General features: G+C 45.3%; 12 protein-coding genes. 2 read left to right on the top strand and 10 right to left on the bottom strand.

Annotated features, from left to right (window positions below; genetic code table 11):
• Nucleotides 1–207 precede the first annotated feature (207 nt).
• The 6 genes from AB4Y93_RS09150 to AB4Y93_RS09125 all read right to left on the bottom strand — a co-directional run bounded on the left by AB4Y93_RS09150 (nucleotide 208) and on the right by AB4Y93_RS09125 (nucleotide 10,172).
• A complete protein-coding gene (locus tag AB4Y93_RS09150) occupies nucleotides 208–3,261 on the bottom strand; it encodes a glycoside hydrolase family 2 TIM barrel-domain containing protein (RefSeq protein ID WP_441891096.1) in 3,054 nt (1,017 codons plus the stop codon).
• Nucleotides 3,262–3,503: 242 nt separating this feature from the next.
• Nucleotides 3,504–4,322 carry a carbohydrate ABC transporter permease gene (locus AB4Y93_RS09145; RefSeq protein ID WP_441891094.1) on the bottom strand — a complete coding sequence of 273 codons (819 nt, stop codon included), beginning with the start codon at nucleotides 4,320–4,322 and terminating at the stop codon, nucleotides 3,504–3,506.
• Entirely contained in the window at nucleotides 4,315–5,190 is an 876-nt protein-coding gene (locus AB4Y93_RS09140; RefSeq protein ID WP_441891615.1) for a carbohydrate ABC transporter permease, read from the bottom strand. Before AB4Y93_RS09140 ends, AB4Y93_RS09145 begins: the two co-directional genes overlap by 8 nt.
• Before the next feature lie 151 nt (nucleotides 5,191–5,341).
• Nucleotides 5,342–6,649, bottom strand: a complete 1,308-nt coding sequence (locus AB4Y93_RS09135) for an ABC transporter substrate-binding protein (RefSeq protein WP_441891093.1) — start codon at nucleotides 6,647–6,649, stop codon at nucleotides 5,342–5,344.
• A 159-nt stretch (nucleotides 6,650–6,808) separates the two neighbouring features.
• Entirely contained in the window at nucleotides 6,809–8,590 is a 1,782-nt protein-coding gene (locus AB4Y93_RS09130; protein ID WP_441891091.1) for a sensor histidine kinase, read from the bottom strand.
• Between the two features lie 13 nt (nucleotides 8,591–8,603).
• A complete protein-coding gene (locus tag AB4Y93_RS09125) occupies nucleotides 8,604–10,172 on the bottom strand; it encodes a response regulator transcription factor (RefSeq protein ID WP_441891090.1) in 1,569 nt (522 codons plus the stop codon).
• Nucleotides 10,173–10,434: 262 nt separating this feature from the next.
• Here AB4Y93_RS09125 and yhbH point away from each other — a divergent pair, with 262 nt between their 5' ends.
• Nucleotides 10,435–11,601 (top strand): sporulation protein YhbH, encoded by a 1,167-nt coding sequence (yhbH, locus tag AB4Y93_RS09120; protein ID WP_167280362.1) that lies wholly within the window; start codon nucleotides 10,435–10,437, stop codon nucleotides 11,599–11,601.
• A 275-nt stretch (nucleotides 11,602–11,876) separates the two neighbouring features.
• On the opposite strand, the gene AB4Y93_RS09115 is transcribed toward yhbH, so the two are convergent.
• The 4 genes from AB4Y93_RS09115 to AB4Y93_RS09100 form a co-directional block, all read right to left on the bottom strand.
• Nucleotides 11,877–12,284 carry a DUF5412 domain-containing protein gene (locus AB4Y93_RS09115; protein ID WP_441891088.1) on the bottom strand — a complete coding sequence of 136 codons (408 nt, stop codon included), beginning with the start codon at nucleotides 12,282–12,284 and terminating at the stop codon, nucleotides 11,877–11,879.
• Nucleotides 12,285–12,374: 90 nt separating this feature from the next.
• Nucleotides 12,375–12,797 carry a GNAT family N-acetyltransferase gene (locus tag AB4Y93_RS09110; protein ID WP_441891086.1) on the bottom strand — a complete coding sequence of 141 codons (423 nt, stop codon included), beginning with the start codon at nucleotides 12,795–12,797 and terminating at the stop codon, nucleotides 12,375–12,377.
• Nucleotides 12,798–12,953: 156 nt separating this feature from the next.
• Nucleotides 12,954–13,745, bottom strand: coding sequence for a hypothetical protein (locus AB4Y93_RS09105; RefSeq protein WP_441891084.1), 792 nt, complete (start codon nucleotides 13,743–13,745; stop codon nucleotides 12,954–12,956).
• Between the two features lie 27 nt (nucleotides 13,746–13,772).
• Nucleotides 13,773–15,221 (bottom strand): glycosyltransferase family 39 protein, encoded by a 1,449-nt coding sequence (locus AB4Y93_RS09100; RefSeq protein ID WP_441891082.1) that lies wholly within the window; start codon nucleotides 15,219–15,221, stop codon nucleotides 13,773–13,775.
• Nucleotides 15,222–15,454: 233 nt separating this feature from the next.
• Here AB4Y93_RS09100 and AB4Y93_RS09095 point away from each other — a divergent pair, with 233 nt between their 5' ends.
• Nucleotides 15,455–16,798, top strand: coding sequence for an FAD-binding oxidoreductase (locus tag AB4Y93_RS09095; protein ID WP_441891080.1), 1,344 nt, complete (start codon nucleotides 15,455–15,457; stop codon nucleotides 16,796–16,798).
• The last annotated feature ends 36 nt before the right edge of the window (nucleotides 16,799–16,834 follow it).

The raw sequence follows: 16,834 nt of genomic DNA, 5'->3' as shown, positions 1-16,834 counted from the left end.
TTCTCTACGCTGGCATTACCCAGATCAGATACGGTCAGTGACATACGGTCACAATCTCAGCCTGACTTCATCAAGCCCCCAGTGCATATTCAATTAGCTAGATTGTAAAGGGAACTTTTTCCTTTGTCAAATATTGCTCAGCTACACAACCGGCATCACAAAAAATAGAGGCTGTCCCAAATGGGACAACCTCTATCTCGACAATCCTTATTTCGACGAGCTATCAATCGCCGAAATCGTAAACGTAAAGCTTAGATCCTGGTCAGCCGGGATCAGGTATTCCGGATGAACCGGAGCGCCCCAGCTGTCGTCGCCGCCAACGCCCATTTGGCGTCCAGCAACTGTTACTACCGTGTAGTGAACTGGTGGCAGCTCATAGTGATGAGCCGCATTCTCCAGCTCAAACGCTGTGTAAGGCGAGACATTGCATTCCACTGGTGCCGAAGCCGATGCGGTCAATTGCAGACCTAAGCCACGGCTGTCCGTAATGCGAACGCGGCGTACTCCCGTACGGTTGCCTGTCTCCTGAGGTACCAGATAAGGAGTTGGCAGATCCTTCACCGCACGGCTGAACGTACCAAGACGTGCACCAAATGCACGGTCGATGTAATTCTCTTCCGGCCCCATTGCGTACCATTCCGTCTGATCATAATCAGCGGACAGCTTGAACGTCAGTCCAACAACCGGAACATTCGGAAGTTCTGCAGCACCTTTGTAATCCGTCTGTACTTGAATGCTTCCATCCGCAAACACGGTATAGGTCGTACGAACACGTAATTCAGCGCTGATGCTGAAGCCGTATTCGAACGCAACAGTTGCCCGGTCGCCTGACTCTGCAACATTCAGTTCTACTTTCAGACATTTGCGCGCCAGACTTGCCGCGAACCATACGCCTGCATCATAGCCCTGCGCGTAACCTTTGTCGTTGTCAGTCATTGCACGCCAGAATTGTGGTACTGGAGGTGCTGCGATAAATTCACGTTTGCCGTATCGAATCGATGCCAGCGAGCCGACACCTTTCGAGAACTGAATCGTAAAGCCATCACCCATAACCCCGATATTCACATCGCCTTCAACTACGCTGATCGAGCCAGCTGGCACTTCAGCATTTTCTGCTGCAACTTCAAACAAATGCTCGCCGAAGGCCACTTCATGACCTGCTTCCGCCCACAGCTCATCCTTCTTCAGAACAAGCGCAGTATGAACGGCATATTCGCCAGGCAGCTTCACAGCCTCTTCAGGCAGCGACAATGGTACAACGGTTTCGCTTCCTGCTTCAACCGATACTTCACCAATCGAGCTATAGACTTCAACGCCTTCGCGATATAAACGTACAGACAATGCCCATTCATTTGTATTCACAAACAGATTCTCGTTGACTACTTTTAAGTCCTCCCGCGAAGGAACAAGCTTCACATTCTGATATAGGAATTTCACTTCCTGCATCTTAGGCGTTACACGACGGTCTGCGAACACAATGCCGTTGCCGCAGAAGCTATAATCGGTAGGACGGTCATTAAAGTCGCCGCCGTACGCGAAGAACTCGTTACTGTAGCGGTCTTTGGTCATAATGGACTGATCCATGTAATCCCAAATAAAGCCGCCTTGGTACATCGGGTACTTTTGCTCAAGCTCCGTATATTTGTGCATCCCGCCAACGGAGTTGCCCATCGCATGCATATACTCACAGCTGATATATGGCTTAGACGGGTTGCTCTCCAGGTACTCAATAATATCGGCCGGCTTCGCGTACATCCGGCTTTCCATATCACTAGTCGCTTCGTAATTGCGATCGTAGAACACACCTTCATAATGAACAAGGCGGCTTGGATCTTTCGCATGGAAGTATTTCGTCGCATTCAGAATGACTTCACCTGCATACGATTCGTTCCCGCAAGACCAGATCAAAATCGAAGGATGGTTTTTATCCCGCTCCAGCATGGACTCTGCTCGATCCAGTACGGAACCTTGCCATTCCGGCAGGTTGCCCGGTACATTCCAAGAGGGCTCAACTGCACCCATCTTCTGCCACGAGCCATGCGATTCCAGGTTCATCTCATCGATGAGGTAAATGCCGTATTCGTCACACAGCTCATACCAGAGCGTCTGGTTCGGATAGTGTGAAGTACGGACAGCATTCATATTATTCGCTTTAATTGTCTTGATGTCCCACAGCATATCTTCAGCTGTAATCGTACGGCCACTGCGAACGTTGAATTCATGGCGGTTAACGCCCTTGAACACAATACGTTTGCCATTCAAATGCATGATTTTGTTGATCATTTCAAAGCGGCGGAAGCCCGCCTTTTGTACGATTGCTTCCACAAGCTCGCCTTGAGCATTCAATACGGACAAGTATATGCTGTACAAATAGGGTGACTCCGCACTCCACAGCTTCACTTCGCCTGCAGCAACAGCAAGCGACAGTTTGCCGTTCACAAACGTACCTTCTCCTGCAGCAACAACTGTACCGTCAGCATCCTTAAGCTCAAGCTTGACCGAAGCCGCAGCATCAGCCTGCAGCAAATCCAGATCAACCTTCAAATGACCGTTCGAATAGCTGTCATCCAACTCGGTATGAACAAACAAATCTCTCACATGAATCTCCGGGACAGTGTACAAATACACATCACGGAAAATCCCCGAGAAACGCCAGAAATCCTGATCCTCGAGCCAAGCGCCCGAGCTGCGCTGAAATACTTCGACAGCCAGCTTGTTGTCGCCATCTTTCATAAATGGTGTCAGATCAAACTCCGAAGGTGTAAAGCTGTCTTCCGCATAGCCGACAAATTCGCCGTTCAGCCACACATAGAAGGCAGATTCTACACCTTGGAACGAAATATAGACTGGCCCTGTCATCGATTCCGGCTTGCGGAAATGCTTCACATAGCTGCCAACCGGGTTACTCGACACAGGAATTGCTGGAGGTCTAACGCCGTCCAGACCGTCCCAAGGGTACATTGTATTTACATATTGTAATTGGCCGTAGCCTTGCATCTGAATATGACCCGGCACCTCAATATCATCCCAGCCCTTGCAATCATAATCCGGCGTATAGAAGCTTTCGATCCGGCTAGCCACATTAACCGCGTAGCTGAACTTCCAGTTGCCGTTCAAATCATGGCGCATCGCCATTGGCGCTTTGCGCTCCGCTTCCTCCATCGTGTGATAATAACGATGATCGGAGTGCGCATCCAAACGGTTTACCCGGTAAACCGTCGGATCGCTCAGCCAATTGATGTCTGCCCTTGTTGCCTTCATCCTTCGTTTTCCTCCCCTAAAATGAATTATCACCACAAATAGCCTTGTATAGGCTATTGTGATGATTCATTGCTTCGTAAGCATTTGCTTAATGAATTATCACCACAAATAGCCTTGTATAGGCTATTGTGATGATTCATTACTTCGTAAGCATTAGCTAAAATGAATTATCACCACGAAGACCCTAAATAGGGTCTTCGTGATGATTCATTACTTCGTAAGCATGAATTTAATATAACACTTTACTTGACCGATCCTGTCATTCCCGCAACAAAATGCTTTTGCATCAGGAAAAAGACAATAGCCGTCGGAAGCGTCGCGATCAAAATAACAAGCATATTAACACCGTAATCCGGTGAGTAGCTAGATCCCAAGTTCGAGATAAGAAGCGGAATTGTCCGTTTCTCTGGCGATTGCAGCACAACAAGCGGCCACAAATAGTTATTCCAGCTGGACATGAACGTAATAATGGCTGCTGCCGCATACGACGTTTTCATCGTTGGCACGTAAATACGGAAGAACACACCAATTTCGTTTAATCCATCTATTCGACCTGCTTCGAGCATTTCCTTCGGAAACATCTTCGTACTTTGACGGAAAAAGAAAATTAAGAAAGCAGTTGTGACAGATGGCAGCACAACAGCCATCATCATATTGATCCCGATAGCGGGAATATTTTGTGTAATTGTGCCGAACATCCGGTACAAAGGTACCATCAGAGCGGCAAATGGAATCATCATTGACAGCAGTAAAATGTTAAAGACAATGTCTTTCGCCTTGCTGCGGAAAATTTCAAAGCCATAGCCTGCAAGCGATGCAATCAGCAATGCAAGAATGGTTGTTGAGATCGAGATTTTCGCCGAGTTCAACATGGCTGGTCCAAGATCGACCTGGTCCATAATTTTTTGCCAGTTATCCCACAAGTGAGAGCCCGGCATTAACGAGCCTTTCGTAACGTCAACCGATTTGTTGGTTGCACTGATGATCATCCAAATGAATGGGAAGATCGACACAATGGCTGCAATGCACAGGAATACATAGGTGAATATCCGTTTAGCCATTTTTATCACCTGCCAGTTTGAACTGAAGAATCGAGAAGATAACGATAAGAATTACGACTCCATAAGATACTGTCGCCGCATAACCAAAGTCAGGTGTGTATTTGAACGACAGATTATAAATATATTGGGACAGCGTTGTAGTCGAGTTACCAGGCCCGCCCTTCGTTATGTTCATAACCTCATCGAACAGCTGCAGCGTACCGATTGTAGAAGTGATCGATGTAAACAAAATAATTGGCTTAAGTAGCGGAATTGTAATCTGGCTGAACTGACGGAATGCAGAAGCGCCGTCAATCCGTGCTGCTTCATAAATGGAGTTATCAATATTTTGCAGGGCAGACAGATAGAAAATCATATTATATCCGGTCCAACGCCATGTAATGGCGATAATAATCGTAATTTTAGCCCAGAACGGGTCGGTAATCCATTGAATTGGTGCATCAACCAGATGCATTTTGGTAAGCACTGCATTAATCAAGCCGTCAGTACCGAACAAATATTTGAAAATAACCGAGTAAGCAACAAGCGATGTTACAGCCGGCAGGAAGATCGCCGTACGGAAAAATCCTTTAAATTTCAGTTTGCTGTCATTTAGCAATACCGAGATAAACATGGCAAGTACAATCATGATCGGCACTTGAATAATCAAGAAAATAAATGTATTTTTTAGTGCAGCAATAAATGTCTGGTCTTTAAACAGTCTTGCATAGTTGTCTCCGCCAACATAATGCAAGTTCGTGCCTGTCCCGGATTGGAACGACAGCATCAGTGCCTTAATCATTGGGTAGAAATAAAAGGCGCAGATCATAATGACAGCTATCGCAATAAACGACCAGCCGATCGCGCTGGATCTCGCATTAATATTCATGTTATTTGTTTTTACTTTACTCACAGCGTCAGCCAGCTCCTTCCTATCCTGAGCGATCTTATATAACGACATTGGAGCACAACCCCACAGGGCAAGCCACTAATCATTTAACGGCTTGAACGCGGAGACGTGCTCCAAGGTCATTTTTTCTCTATTTTACTTGTGCTTCAGCTTGAGATTGAGCGTCTTTTAATACATCGTCAATCGATTTGCCGTTCAGGTAATCCTGCATTTTAACAACCAGAATGTCTTCGATTGCGTAAGTGTTCATACCGTAGTTCACGCTAGGAATTTCATTGGTCCATTTCGCAAAGTCTTGTACGATTTTTTGGCCGCCGAAGAATTCGTTAGTAGCCGTATACGCTTCACCAGATGTAGCTGGTTTGTACGTACCGATAGCACCTACGTCTGTAACCAGTTTTTGATATAGATCAGAATCGGAAGCCAAAGTTGATTTCAGGAACTCAGCTGCTGCTTCTTTACCTGGAACGTTCAGAACGTACCACGAGCTGCCGCCAAGGTTAGTTGCATGTACGGAATTAGGTGTTTTTGCAAGCTTAGGAATTGGAGCAATTGCCCATTTGCCGGATTGCGAAGCCTCAGCTGTGATGGAAGGCGTGAACCAGTTACCTGTTGGAACCGATGCCACATCGCCTGTATTGAAGTAGGATACATATTGACTCCAGTCAGAATTAGGCTTAACGATATTAGCATCCATCATGTTTTTGTATACTTCGAATGCTTCTTTCATAGCTGCGTTGTTTGCAATGTTAGGCGTTTTACCGTCTTCATTCATGTACCACGAGCCAGCGGATTGAATCATCATACGGATAATACCAAGGTCGTTAGGATCAAGGGAGATCCAATCTTTACCTGTAGCTTCTTTTACCTTCTTGCCAATCTCGATGTATTGATCCCAAGTGATGTCTTGAAGATCATCCATTGTGTAACCAGCTTTCTCCAGATAGTCCGTTCTTACATACAGACCTGTAACACCGGAGTCGAACGGAACGCCGTAGTATTTGCCGTCAACGCTTGTAGGTCCAAGCTTGTAATCAGCAAAGTCAGTTGGTGTAATAACGCTGCTCAGATCATAGAACATGTCTGGGTAAGCTTGTAGGAAGCTTTGTGCACGGTAGTCTTCGATAAGTACGATGTTCGGCAGACCTTTAGTTGTACCGGAGCTCATGCCTGTATTCAGCTTTTGAACGATATCGTTCTGAGCGTTTTCTACAACATCAACCGTTAAGTCAGGGTTAGTAGTCGCATAAGCATCTTTCGCAAGGTTCATTGCTTTAATGTTAAAGTTAGGATCCCATGCCCAAACGGTAATTTTGCTTGCTTTGTCTCCGCCGCTGTTTGCAGAGTCGTTTGTGTTGTTGTTCGAGTTGGAACCACAAGCCGACAAAGATGCTGCGGTTACTGCGCCAAGAGCAAGAACTGTGATAAGTTTTTTCACTTCAAGACCTCCGTATCTGTATGTTTGTTGTAAGCGTTTTCTGTCTTACGAGTTTAATGATAGCACTACCCCTATTCCCCTCGTTAGAACGATCTTTACAACGAATTGTCATATTATTATGAGTTGCCCAGAAGTGGTCTATTCGTACTAGGACAATCTTTAGAAATTAGGACCATTATTAGGTTTCAACAGCGGAATCCTGATTTTTACACGAGTACCTTCCCGAATTTCACTTGTAATCGTTAAGCCGTATTCTTCCCCAAATAACAATTTAATACGATCGTTTACATTGCGGACACCAATTCCGCTGAACAACTGACGCTTGCTTACCTGCTTCGGAATGCCACCATTAATATTCATACCGTCACCATTATCGACAACCTCACAGACAAGCGACGAGCCCTCTTGAGCAACCATAATGTAAATATAGCCTTCTGATTTCTCATTAAAGGCATGGAAGAACGCGTTCTCGATAAAAGGCTGAATCATCAGCTTCGGAATTCGATAGTCCAGGCAATCCGGCGCAATGAAATAGCTCACCCTGATCCGCTCTCCATAACGAACTTGATTAATGAATACGTAGTTCTTCATATTATCCAGCTCCTGCTGGACGGTAATCATTTCGCTCACATTGCCGATGGCATTCTGAAGAAGAGAAATGAGGGCGTTAATCGTTTCTGCCGCCTTCTCTTTATTCCCTTGCTGCACCATGAATTTAACTGAAGCAAGCGTATTATATAGAAAATGGGGATTAATCTGCTGCTGGAGGGCTTCCAGCTCCGCATTACGCTGCTGCTTCTGCGTCTCGACGAGCTTGCCAACATAATCATTCAGCTCATCCATCATCGCGTTGAAAGCAAGGCCAAGCTGCCTCGTCTCATAACTGCCATCCACCTTTACATGGCGGTCAAATTCGTATTTCGAGATCGTTGAAATCTGCTTCACAAGTCTTGTGAGCGATTTGGTCATTCTTCTGGAGATGAGGAAAACAATAATGACCGCAACAATAACAATTGCCATTACAACAAGGGCAATTTGCTTCGTGTCGGTCAATTGGCCAAGCACTTCTTTTTTATCAATCACATTCACCATGTACAAATCTAATCCAACAATCTGTTCCGACAAGAGAAGATGATCCTTGCCCATAATATTAGCGTTCTTGTAATCCAGATTGTTCTCCTCAATCGCCTCCGCGTCATGGAGAAGTTCCGGCGAACGTTGGCCCAGCCAATCATTTCGATTAGAAGACACAATCGTTCCCCGCTTATCGAGAATAGCGACGTCATTCCCCAGACTCGTATTGCTGTCATAGAATCGAGCAAAATAAGGTTCACGCACGGCAAAATACATCATCCCATAAACAACTCCGCTTCGGTCCACGAGTGCCTTGGAGGCTATTATGGTAGGATCAATGCCGGGAATACCTGATGTCTCCGCATCATCATAGGAATACATCAGCTTACGCGGCTCAGCTAGAGCACGCTTCGTAATCGGATGGTTACCCAGCGCATCGTCAGGAACCGGCCAATAAGAACGGTCCGTCGAATATCTCCGGCCATTCACGCCGGTTACCGTAATCCCAATATCGTAGGCATCGACACTCGAACGGATCCGATTCATTTGCTGCCCCATTTGAAAATAACTAGACGCCATCGAGCTGGAATCGCCGCTCCCCTCGGTAAGAAACTGTTTGATTACACCGCTTTGCGCGATTTTGTTCGAGGTAAGGACGATGGAATAATTAAACGAATCCATGCCGCTTCTTATTTGTGTTGTAATCTTTGAATTCGTAATACTGAACGTCTCCATAAAGACGCGCCCGGAAATATTAATCGTCATCCATGTCGTTGTAATGGAAACCGCCACAATGCTGACGACCATAATAATGAACATCTTGACGAATAACCCGTTATATTTCAACCGATCTAGTACATTCCTCACAGCTCTCACTCACTCATCTCATGTTTTGTTGCCGGTAGCGGCTAGGCGATAAGCCGGTATGCTTTTTGAATACTTTACAGAAATAACTATGATCCGAATAACCTACCATCCCGCTAATCTCCGAAATTAAGGCTTCACCACCGCGCAGCAGTTCAGACGCCTTCTCTAATCTCACCCGATGCAAATAATCTACAAAGCCTTCATTATGATGAGTAGAGAAGTAGCTCGACAAGTAGGAAGGGTTAAAATGAAAATGTTTTGCCATCTCTGTTAAATTAAGCGATTCCGCGTAATGTTCATGAATATAATCGAGCAGACGCTTCATATTGGCATTGCCGGATTGTTCGGTTTTCTCGGCGATACACAGTTTAGCCTCTTCGATAAATTCATTAAGCAGCTCCGCTGCAGCACCTGCATTGCGGGACTCTTCGATCGCTTTGAAATAGTAGTATTTCTTCGTCTCGAGTTGTTGTGTGCTGTAGTTCATATTACCCAGCAGCACGGTGATATTAAAGATGACATTACTTAAGAACGACTTATATTCGAATACATCCGTCGTGTAGTTGGTCTTAAATACGTCCAGATGATCACGCAAATAGTCAAAGGCGGTGTCAAAACGTTCCCGCTTGAACGATTCCGTGAAATTATTCAAGTTAAAGGGCTCAGCTGCTTGCGTGGATTCAGGAAACTCATTAAACAATAGCAGATGCTTGTCCGGAAAATAAAAAGCGTAGTCCATCATTTTCAGCAGATTAGTCTTGTACGCTTGCTCTAGTCCAGTAATAGCTGAGAAAGGCTCGCTGACTACGACTGCCGTATCCAGCTTCAATTGATCAATCGAGCTTGCCATCGTTCTCGCCCAGTAGGGCAGCAGGCTCAGCATCGTATAGTCCAAATTGAGGAGCAGCATAATCATCGGCGCTTCTGCCTTCAGAACACGGTACACCAGCTGTTCGGCATATTGAGCCTGCTTGTCCAACTCTTCCTGCATCGTAAGCCGGATCGCATTCACCTGCTCTTTAGTCATGGTCCGCCCTCGAAGGTCAATACCAAGCAGGCAGAAGGCACTATGAGGAAACTCGCCAGCAAGTTCATCTTTGGCCTCTTGATCATCAATCTCGTAACCGGACAACAGCTTGTCTAAAATGGAGTCGATGGATGGCCCTTGATCAACAACCTGCACATCCCCTTGTAAAGAAGGAATCTTCTCGGCTGCCGACTTTAATACACTCAGCAAATGACCGGTGTCGAGCTTGGGTTTTAATATATAGTCTCGTACGCCGCTTTGAAAGGTAGAACGTACGTAATCGAAATCTCCAAAGCTGCTAAGGACAATAACCTCAATATCCGGGTATTGCAGCTTAATTTGCCGGGTCAGCTCTTCGCCGTCCATGATTGGCATAACAAGATCCGTCAGCACAATATGCGGCTGCAGCTCTGCGATAAGCTCAAGCGCTTCTTTGCCATTCGAAGCTTCGCCAACGATATGGAAGCCTTCCTGTTCCCAATTCATGTAGTGCTTGATCCCTTGCCGGATTAAGGCTTCGTCATCGACGATCAGCAGCTTGCAGTAATTTGACATATTTATTACCTCCTAAAAGCATTGTTACATGCTTTTTGTGACAATGCTTGCTTCGTAAGCACTGCACTTACATATGTAAAGTACATTATAACCGATAAAGCGAGCCGATTTCTCTCCATTATAAACAGGATGTCCATGTTAGATTTTGGCGGATTATTTGGAAGTTTGCTAGAATCGGGCAACTTTTGCTTCACATATCCGGGGAGGACTTGAATATATTGAATAACAAACCCAAAAAAACTGTGCAAGGAGGTGCTCCGAAATGGGTTCAGCAGAAGATAAAAGACTATTTGTTGTATCTCAGGAGGATTGGTCGCTGCATCGCAAAGGCTACCAGGATCAAGCCAGGCACCAACAAAAGGTCCGGGAAGCTATTAAGCAAAACTTACCTGACCTCGTGTCCGAAGAAAGCATTGTCATGTCTGACGGCAAGCAAGTAATCAAAGTGCCGATTCGGAGCCTTGACGAATTCCGATTTGTGTATAACTACAATAAAAATAAACATGTAGGTCAAGGAGACGGCGACAGCCAAGTCGGTGACGTATTAGGCGTTGATCCGCAGGCGGCCAAAGGTCCGGGGAAAGGCGAGGGCGCAGGCGATCAGCCCGGCGAGGATGTTATCGAAGCTGAGATTAGTTTAGCGGAGCTCGAAACGATGCTGTTCGAAGAGCTGGAGCTGCCGTTCCTTCGCCAGAAGGATAAGGACCAGCTTGAGACCAAGGAAATACGGTTCAACGATATCCGGAAAAAAGGCATCATGTCGAACATCGACAAGAAACGGACAATCATGGAAAACCTGCGGCGTAACGCCACATCCGGCACGCCAGGTATCCACGGTATCTCGCCGGATGACCTGCGCTACAAAACTTGGGAAGAAATCGTCCGTCCTCAGTCGAATGCCGTTATCCTCGCGATGATGGATACGTCGGGATCCATGGGCTCCTTCGAGAAGTATGTAGCTCGTTCCTTCTTCTTCTGGATGACCCGCTTCCTGCGGCATCAATACGAAAAGGTCGAAATCGTATTCATCGCCCATCATACCGAAGCGAAGGAAGTCACCGAGGAAGAATTCTTCACCCGCGGCGAAAGCGGCGGCACGATCTGCTCATCCGCCTACATCAAAGCGCTCGAGATTATCGATAGTCGTTTCTCGCCAAGTATGTACAACATCTACCCATTCCATTTCTCCGACGGCGACAATCTGACCAGCGACAACGAACGCTGCGTCAAGCTGATCGGCGAGTTGCTCAAGCGCTCCAACCTGTTCGGCTACGGCGAAGTAAACCAGTACAACCGTTCCAGTACCCTCATGTCCGCATACAAGCATATTAATATGAACCATTTCATGTACTACGTCATTCGCGAAAAAGGCGAAGTGTACAACGCCCTCAAGTCGTTCTTCCGCAAACGGGAAGGCGTTGTGGGGTAAAAGGAAACCGGTCGTTCAGGGGGACGGCCGGTTTTTTGGTTTTGAAGTATCGTCTACGGCGGTTCCCGCAAGTGTTGCATGAGCTCCTATTTATTACTTCGCTATAAAATCATTTTTTGAATGATTGCCCATAATTAAATTTGATCAATTTAATCTTATTACCATCGATTAATTCTCCATTATATAATATAGAAGATGTCATCCTACCATCCTTCTCTTCTTTTATTACATTTGGGATTCTATTTGTCCCCCTGCTTCCTATCTATTAAAATAAACTATTGATTTCTAAAATCAAATTTGTCATGTGGTAAATTCAAGACATGTCTATTAATTTCAACCGTGTCATCATCTATCCACTTAATGTTTGCATTTTGTTCATGGTAGTTCCAGTAGATATTTTTCGCTCGCTTGGAACTTGTGTTTGTAATCAATTCGGCTCTTACGGCAAAATCTGTTGTAGCTCCACCGTTCGTTACATAGGCTTTAATCGTATACCGGCCATCTGGAGAACCGGATTGTGTGATGAACTTTCCTGTTGGAAGTCTATCCTTTTGGAAAAAGGCCAAATTAACACCGTATCCAATCACACCAATAATAAGAACGGCAATTGAAACAAAAAATATTAATACTTTTTTCTTTGTTCTTCGTATTTCTGTCTCTACCTCTTCATTGAAATAGTCCATTCTACCTCCGAAGATTGAAGTAAGCCATATCCTTTATTTGTATATTATACAAAAAGATGACCCTTTAAGAGCCATCTTTCATTTACATAGCTATTCAAACACCGTAAACATCCCCGTCATCCCCGGGGAATGATCCTTGAATCCAAACTGCTCATAAAACTTATCATTGCCATGAGAAGCAAATAATCCAACAAAGGCAAGCCCATCCTTATGGCTGCGTTCCTTTATATAATCCAGTAAACGTTCTACAATGAGCTTTCCTAGACCATTCTTCTGATGCTCAGGCGAAATCGCTACGTCCTGGATATAGAAGTACATTGCCCCGTCGCCAACAATCCGTCCCATGCCGACAACCTCTTCTTTGCATACGACAACGACGCCGTAGAGAGAATTCTCAATTGATTGCTTAGACATTTCTATATTAATGTTTCCCCACCCGACAGCTTCCCATAATGTCTTGTGTTCGAGTACAGTAGGGAAACGCTCAATGATTTCATATTTGTTTTTTGTCATATTTACACCCTCATCAAATGAAATGGTGGCTGTCCTAAACAACCACCTGTTATGGTTGAATCCCGCGGTTGTACTCCATGTTTTTCATCTCCCCTCCATACTCCTATAAGACACTGTACCTTAATATTAAGTAGAAAGAAGCCTCTTCAAAACAATTTATTTATTTAAAACATGAACACCCACACCGTACCTAGTCTCACCATTATTAATTCTCCAATCATAATCACCCACAGGCAAGTCTTCAGGAATCTTCCCTGTCGCTTGCCATTCACCTTCATTTACCACTACATTCTGCTTCAAAATAATCTGATCCCCTTGAGATAGTGATATCTCCACCTCATCAACTCGTGCGCCATGCCCAACAATCGTAAATTCATCACCTTGCTTCAATTCAGCAGGTACTTCATAAGGCTTCACATTGGGGAGCCACTCTAGATACCCTTCTTTTACAAAGTCAAAGAGTTTCTCTGATTCGGCGAAATAGTCACCTTTATCGGGATCAGAGACCCAAATCATATGATCTACCGGTGTACATGAAGTTTCTGTATTGCCTTTCTCATCACTCTTGCTTGTACAATGCCACGCTGGCCGGATTTGCAGGATGTCATGATTCGTATACTCTACATTAACAGCCATACTTCGTCCCATCATCGGTGAAGTTAATCCTTGCCCGTCGATTGGCTTTGCTTCATCTAACCAGTTCAAAAGCTGAACAATACGGTCCTGATCTCTTGATCCAATAAGGGGATCACTTACATATACAGAAGGAATCGGCCATGACATATAGACCCATTGTACGTCGTTTTCCGATGCAGAAGGCTTATCTGTTGAATCCGTCGCTATAGCGACAGCAGGTGCAGATGCTTGATATTCGTGTCGTTGTAAAACAAGCAGCATTACTGTAGCAATCAAACAACAAGCTACAACAACTCTAATAGGCTTTATCACAGGAAGTATTCCTCCTTTGTTTCAAATCTACATCCCAATTTCTCTTTCTCTCCGACGACCAGCACTAGAAGGCAGAAATGTTCTTAACCAGCTGAATACCTGATAAGCCCCATAACTTTGCAACAAAATGAGCACCGGTATCAAATCCAGCCGATACCGTGGTTGATTTTCCACTAACAAATGTGCGCCTATGTAGAGAAGCAGTAACCCCAAATACAACAGCGCTTTCTCCCCCTTGCCTGACCGCCATAAAGCAATCATACTGATCACGCCAGACGCGCACATTAACACATACATTGGGCCTTCCCATCGTTGCAGTTTTTGTTCCAACTCCCAGTTGTCCAATCCCCGCAAGCTCCAATAGGCGGCTGAATCCGAAGAACCCCACATGATGGAAAGCTTTCTGCCAAGGAGTGCCGCGACTTCTGACTTATCTTCCAGACGCTCTTTTATCTTAATAAGTTCCGCTTGATAGCGCTCTTCCCCATATGGATACTGGTTTACATAATTCGCATCATCTTTATTCCAACTGCCGTTCGTTTCAGCATTTAAACCAACCATGAACTTCCAATATTTCTCTCCCTCAAATAAGGAATGCTGGGTGACACCGGAGGAGATCAGTGATGCACTAGCAAGCAATTGCACCAAATAATAGACAATAATCACACCAGCAAGCTTGCCCGCCATCACACCTGCCTGCCTCTTAGCGGAACCACGCCATAGCTGCCATAACATCGGCAAAACAAATAAGGCAGCCCCTGCCAAGTAGACAATTCCTATTGGACGCATGAGATTCCCAAGTCCGATTGCTAACCCTGCAAGCAGCCAATAGATGAACGAGTCCTTGCCTTTCAGCAGCAAGAGACATCCCAGCAAAAACAGAAACACCGATATATGCTGGTTCGTTAATACCGAGCACATGATGATATTTGGAATATAAAAAAGATAGATAAGTGCAGTAATTCTACCGTAATTCTCGTTATTAAACACCTTTTTAGCTGAAAAATAGAGAATGACTGCCGTCCCAATGCTGAACAAGACATTGAACAGCTTTAACACAATTAGATGATTACCAAACAGTCGAATAACAGCAGCCTCATACATCGTAAACCCATGCTGGTAAGGAAAGCTGATATAGTAAGGCGAATCGCTATAGGCAAAATTCCCCGAAGCCGCCTCTTGAGCTGCATTGTACATGAAAAGAAAATCCGACTCAGGTAATGCCGGATTCCATAAGATCCAGCCCACCCTGCAGGCCAATCCAAGCGTTAGAAAAACAATCAGGAACATTTTCCCGCTCAACCGTTGGGTTGCCCAATAGATTACGAATATAACAACAATAAAGGTTACAGCAAGTGCAGTCAGCATCTTCCATACGGATGCATAGATACTCATTGTATTGGCGAGTGATGAGACCAGAATGGTCAGAAAAAATAGTCCGCCTGCTGCAGAAAGGATACGTGTGCGAAAAGTCATAATTACTCCTATCTTATCTATGATTATCCGAGTATGTTACCATATTTTTCTTCATGTGAGTATGATTGTAACGAACTACTTTCATTAGGATACCGGAGGGTGTCCATGTATTAGAATGATTTTTTAAACATCTTCGTTACTTTTGCCTATACCATCCGCTAATCTCCCTCATACGCTATACGGTACCTGCCTAATCTCAAATTATTGTCATTTACTTATAGGGAGATGGACACGTGAAATCAAAGACGGGGCTTACCGGGCGAGTGATTTTTAAAGGAGATCCAGGTTATAATGCAGCTCGTAAAAACTGGGATCCTCATACAGACAGATTCCCAAAAGTATTTGTTTTTGCCCAAAGAACACAAGACGTAGCAAACGCCATCAAATGGGCTCGCAAGAATAATGTTCCTATCCGGCCAAGAAGCGGAAGACATGCTCTGGAGACTAATCTTTCACAGGTTAACGGAGGCATCGTCATCGATGTCAGCGAAATGAAGAAAATTACGTTGAATAAAAAATGCAGAACCGCAGTGGTAGAATCAGGCAATCGAGTAGGCAGAATCGTTGATACGCTTGCGCGGCAAGGGTTTATAGCTCCCTTTGGCGACAGTCCGTCTGTTGGGATCGGCGGCATCACAACTGGCGGGGGCATCGGTCCGCTGCAACGGACGACTGGTCTAATCTGCGATAATCTTATTGCGGTGGAAATGGTTGATGCGAAGGGCCGAGTGATTCGCGCGAGCAAAAAACGCAACTCCGATCTACTATGGGCTACCCGCGGGGGAGGCGGCGGCAACTTTGGCGTATATACCAAATATAAATTCAAAGTGCTGCGTGCTCCAGCCAAGGCTACCGTATTCAGCGTTACCTGGCCATGGAACCAGTTCGAAGCAGTCGTCAAGAAATGGCAAAGGTGGGCTCCTGGCACCAGCACCAAACTTGGCAGCGAGTTAACCGTCGGTCCAAAAAAAGGCGGCAATGTAAGCATGCTTGGGCTGTTCCTGGGATCTAAAACCGATGCCCTTCGCTTTTTGCAGCCTATTTTAAGCGTTGGAACACCTACGAGTACAATCAAGCATCTCCCTTATCTTGAAGCTACTAAGTTCCTACTTGCTCCTGACCCTGTACTTACTCAAAAGTACAGCAACCAATTCTCAAGCGGTTTTGGATATCATCCATTCCCTGATAAGGCCTTTAAACCTATGCGTAAGTTCTTGGAGAAGGCTGAAGAAGGAACTCCAGCCGGGTTCTACTTCCTCAACTGGGGTGGAGCTGTAAGCAAACTTGCCCCTAGAGCTACCGCATTCTATTGGCGTAATGCGAAGTTCTATGTGGAATGGAACAGCTCATGGGTTAAACCATCTCATGCTGCGAGAAATATCGCCTTAGCTCGCAATACACGCAAGAAGCTGCAGCCTTATATCGTAGGATCGTATATCAATGTGCCTGACCAGGGCATCAAATGCTCCGGTCCGGTCTACTATGGGAAGAACTATCCTAGACTGCGCAGGGTAAAAGCGAAGTATGATCCGCAGAATGTATTTAACAACCCGCAAAGTATTCCCCCTGCAAAATAAAAACAGCGGCAGTTCAGGACTTGACGTCCTGGACTG

The organism is Paenibacillus sp. YAF4_2 (genome assembly GCF_052113225.1).
Classification (GTDB): domain Bacteria; phylum Bacillota; class Bacilli; order Paenibacillales; family Paenibacillaceae; genus Pristimantibacillus.
Note: the sequence above shows the minus strand (reverse complement) of the source record. Positions and strands in the feature narration are given on the sequence as shown.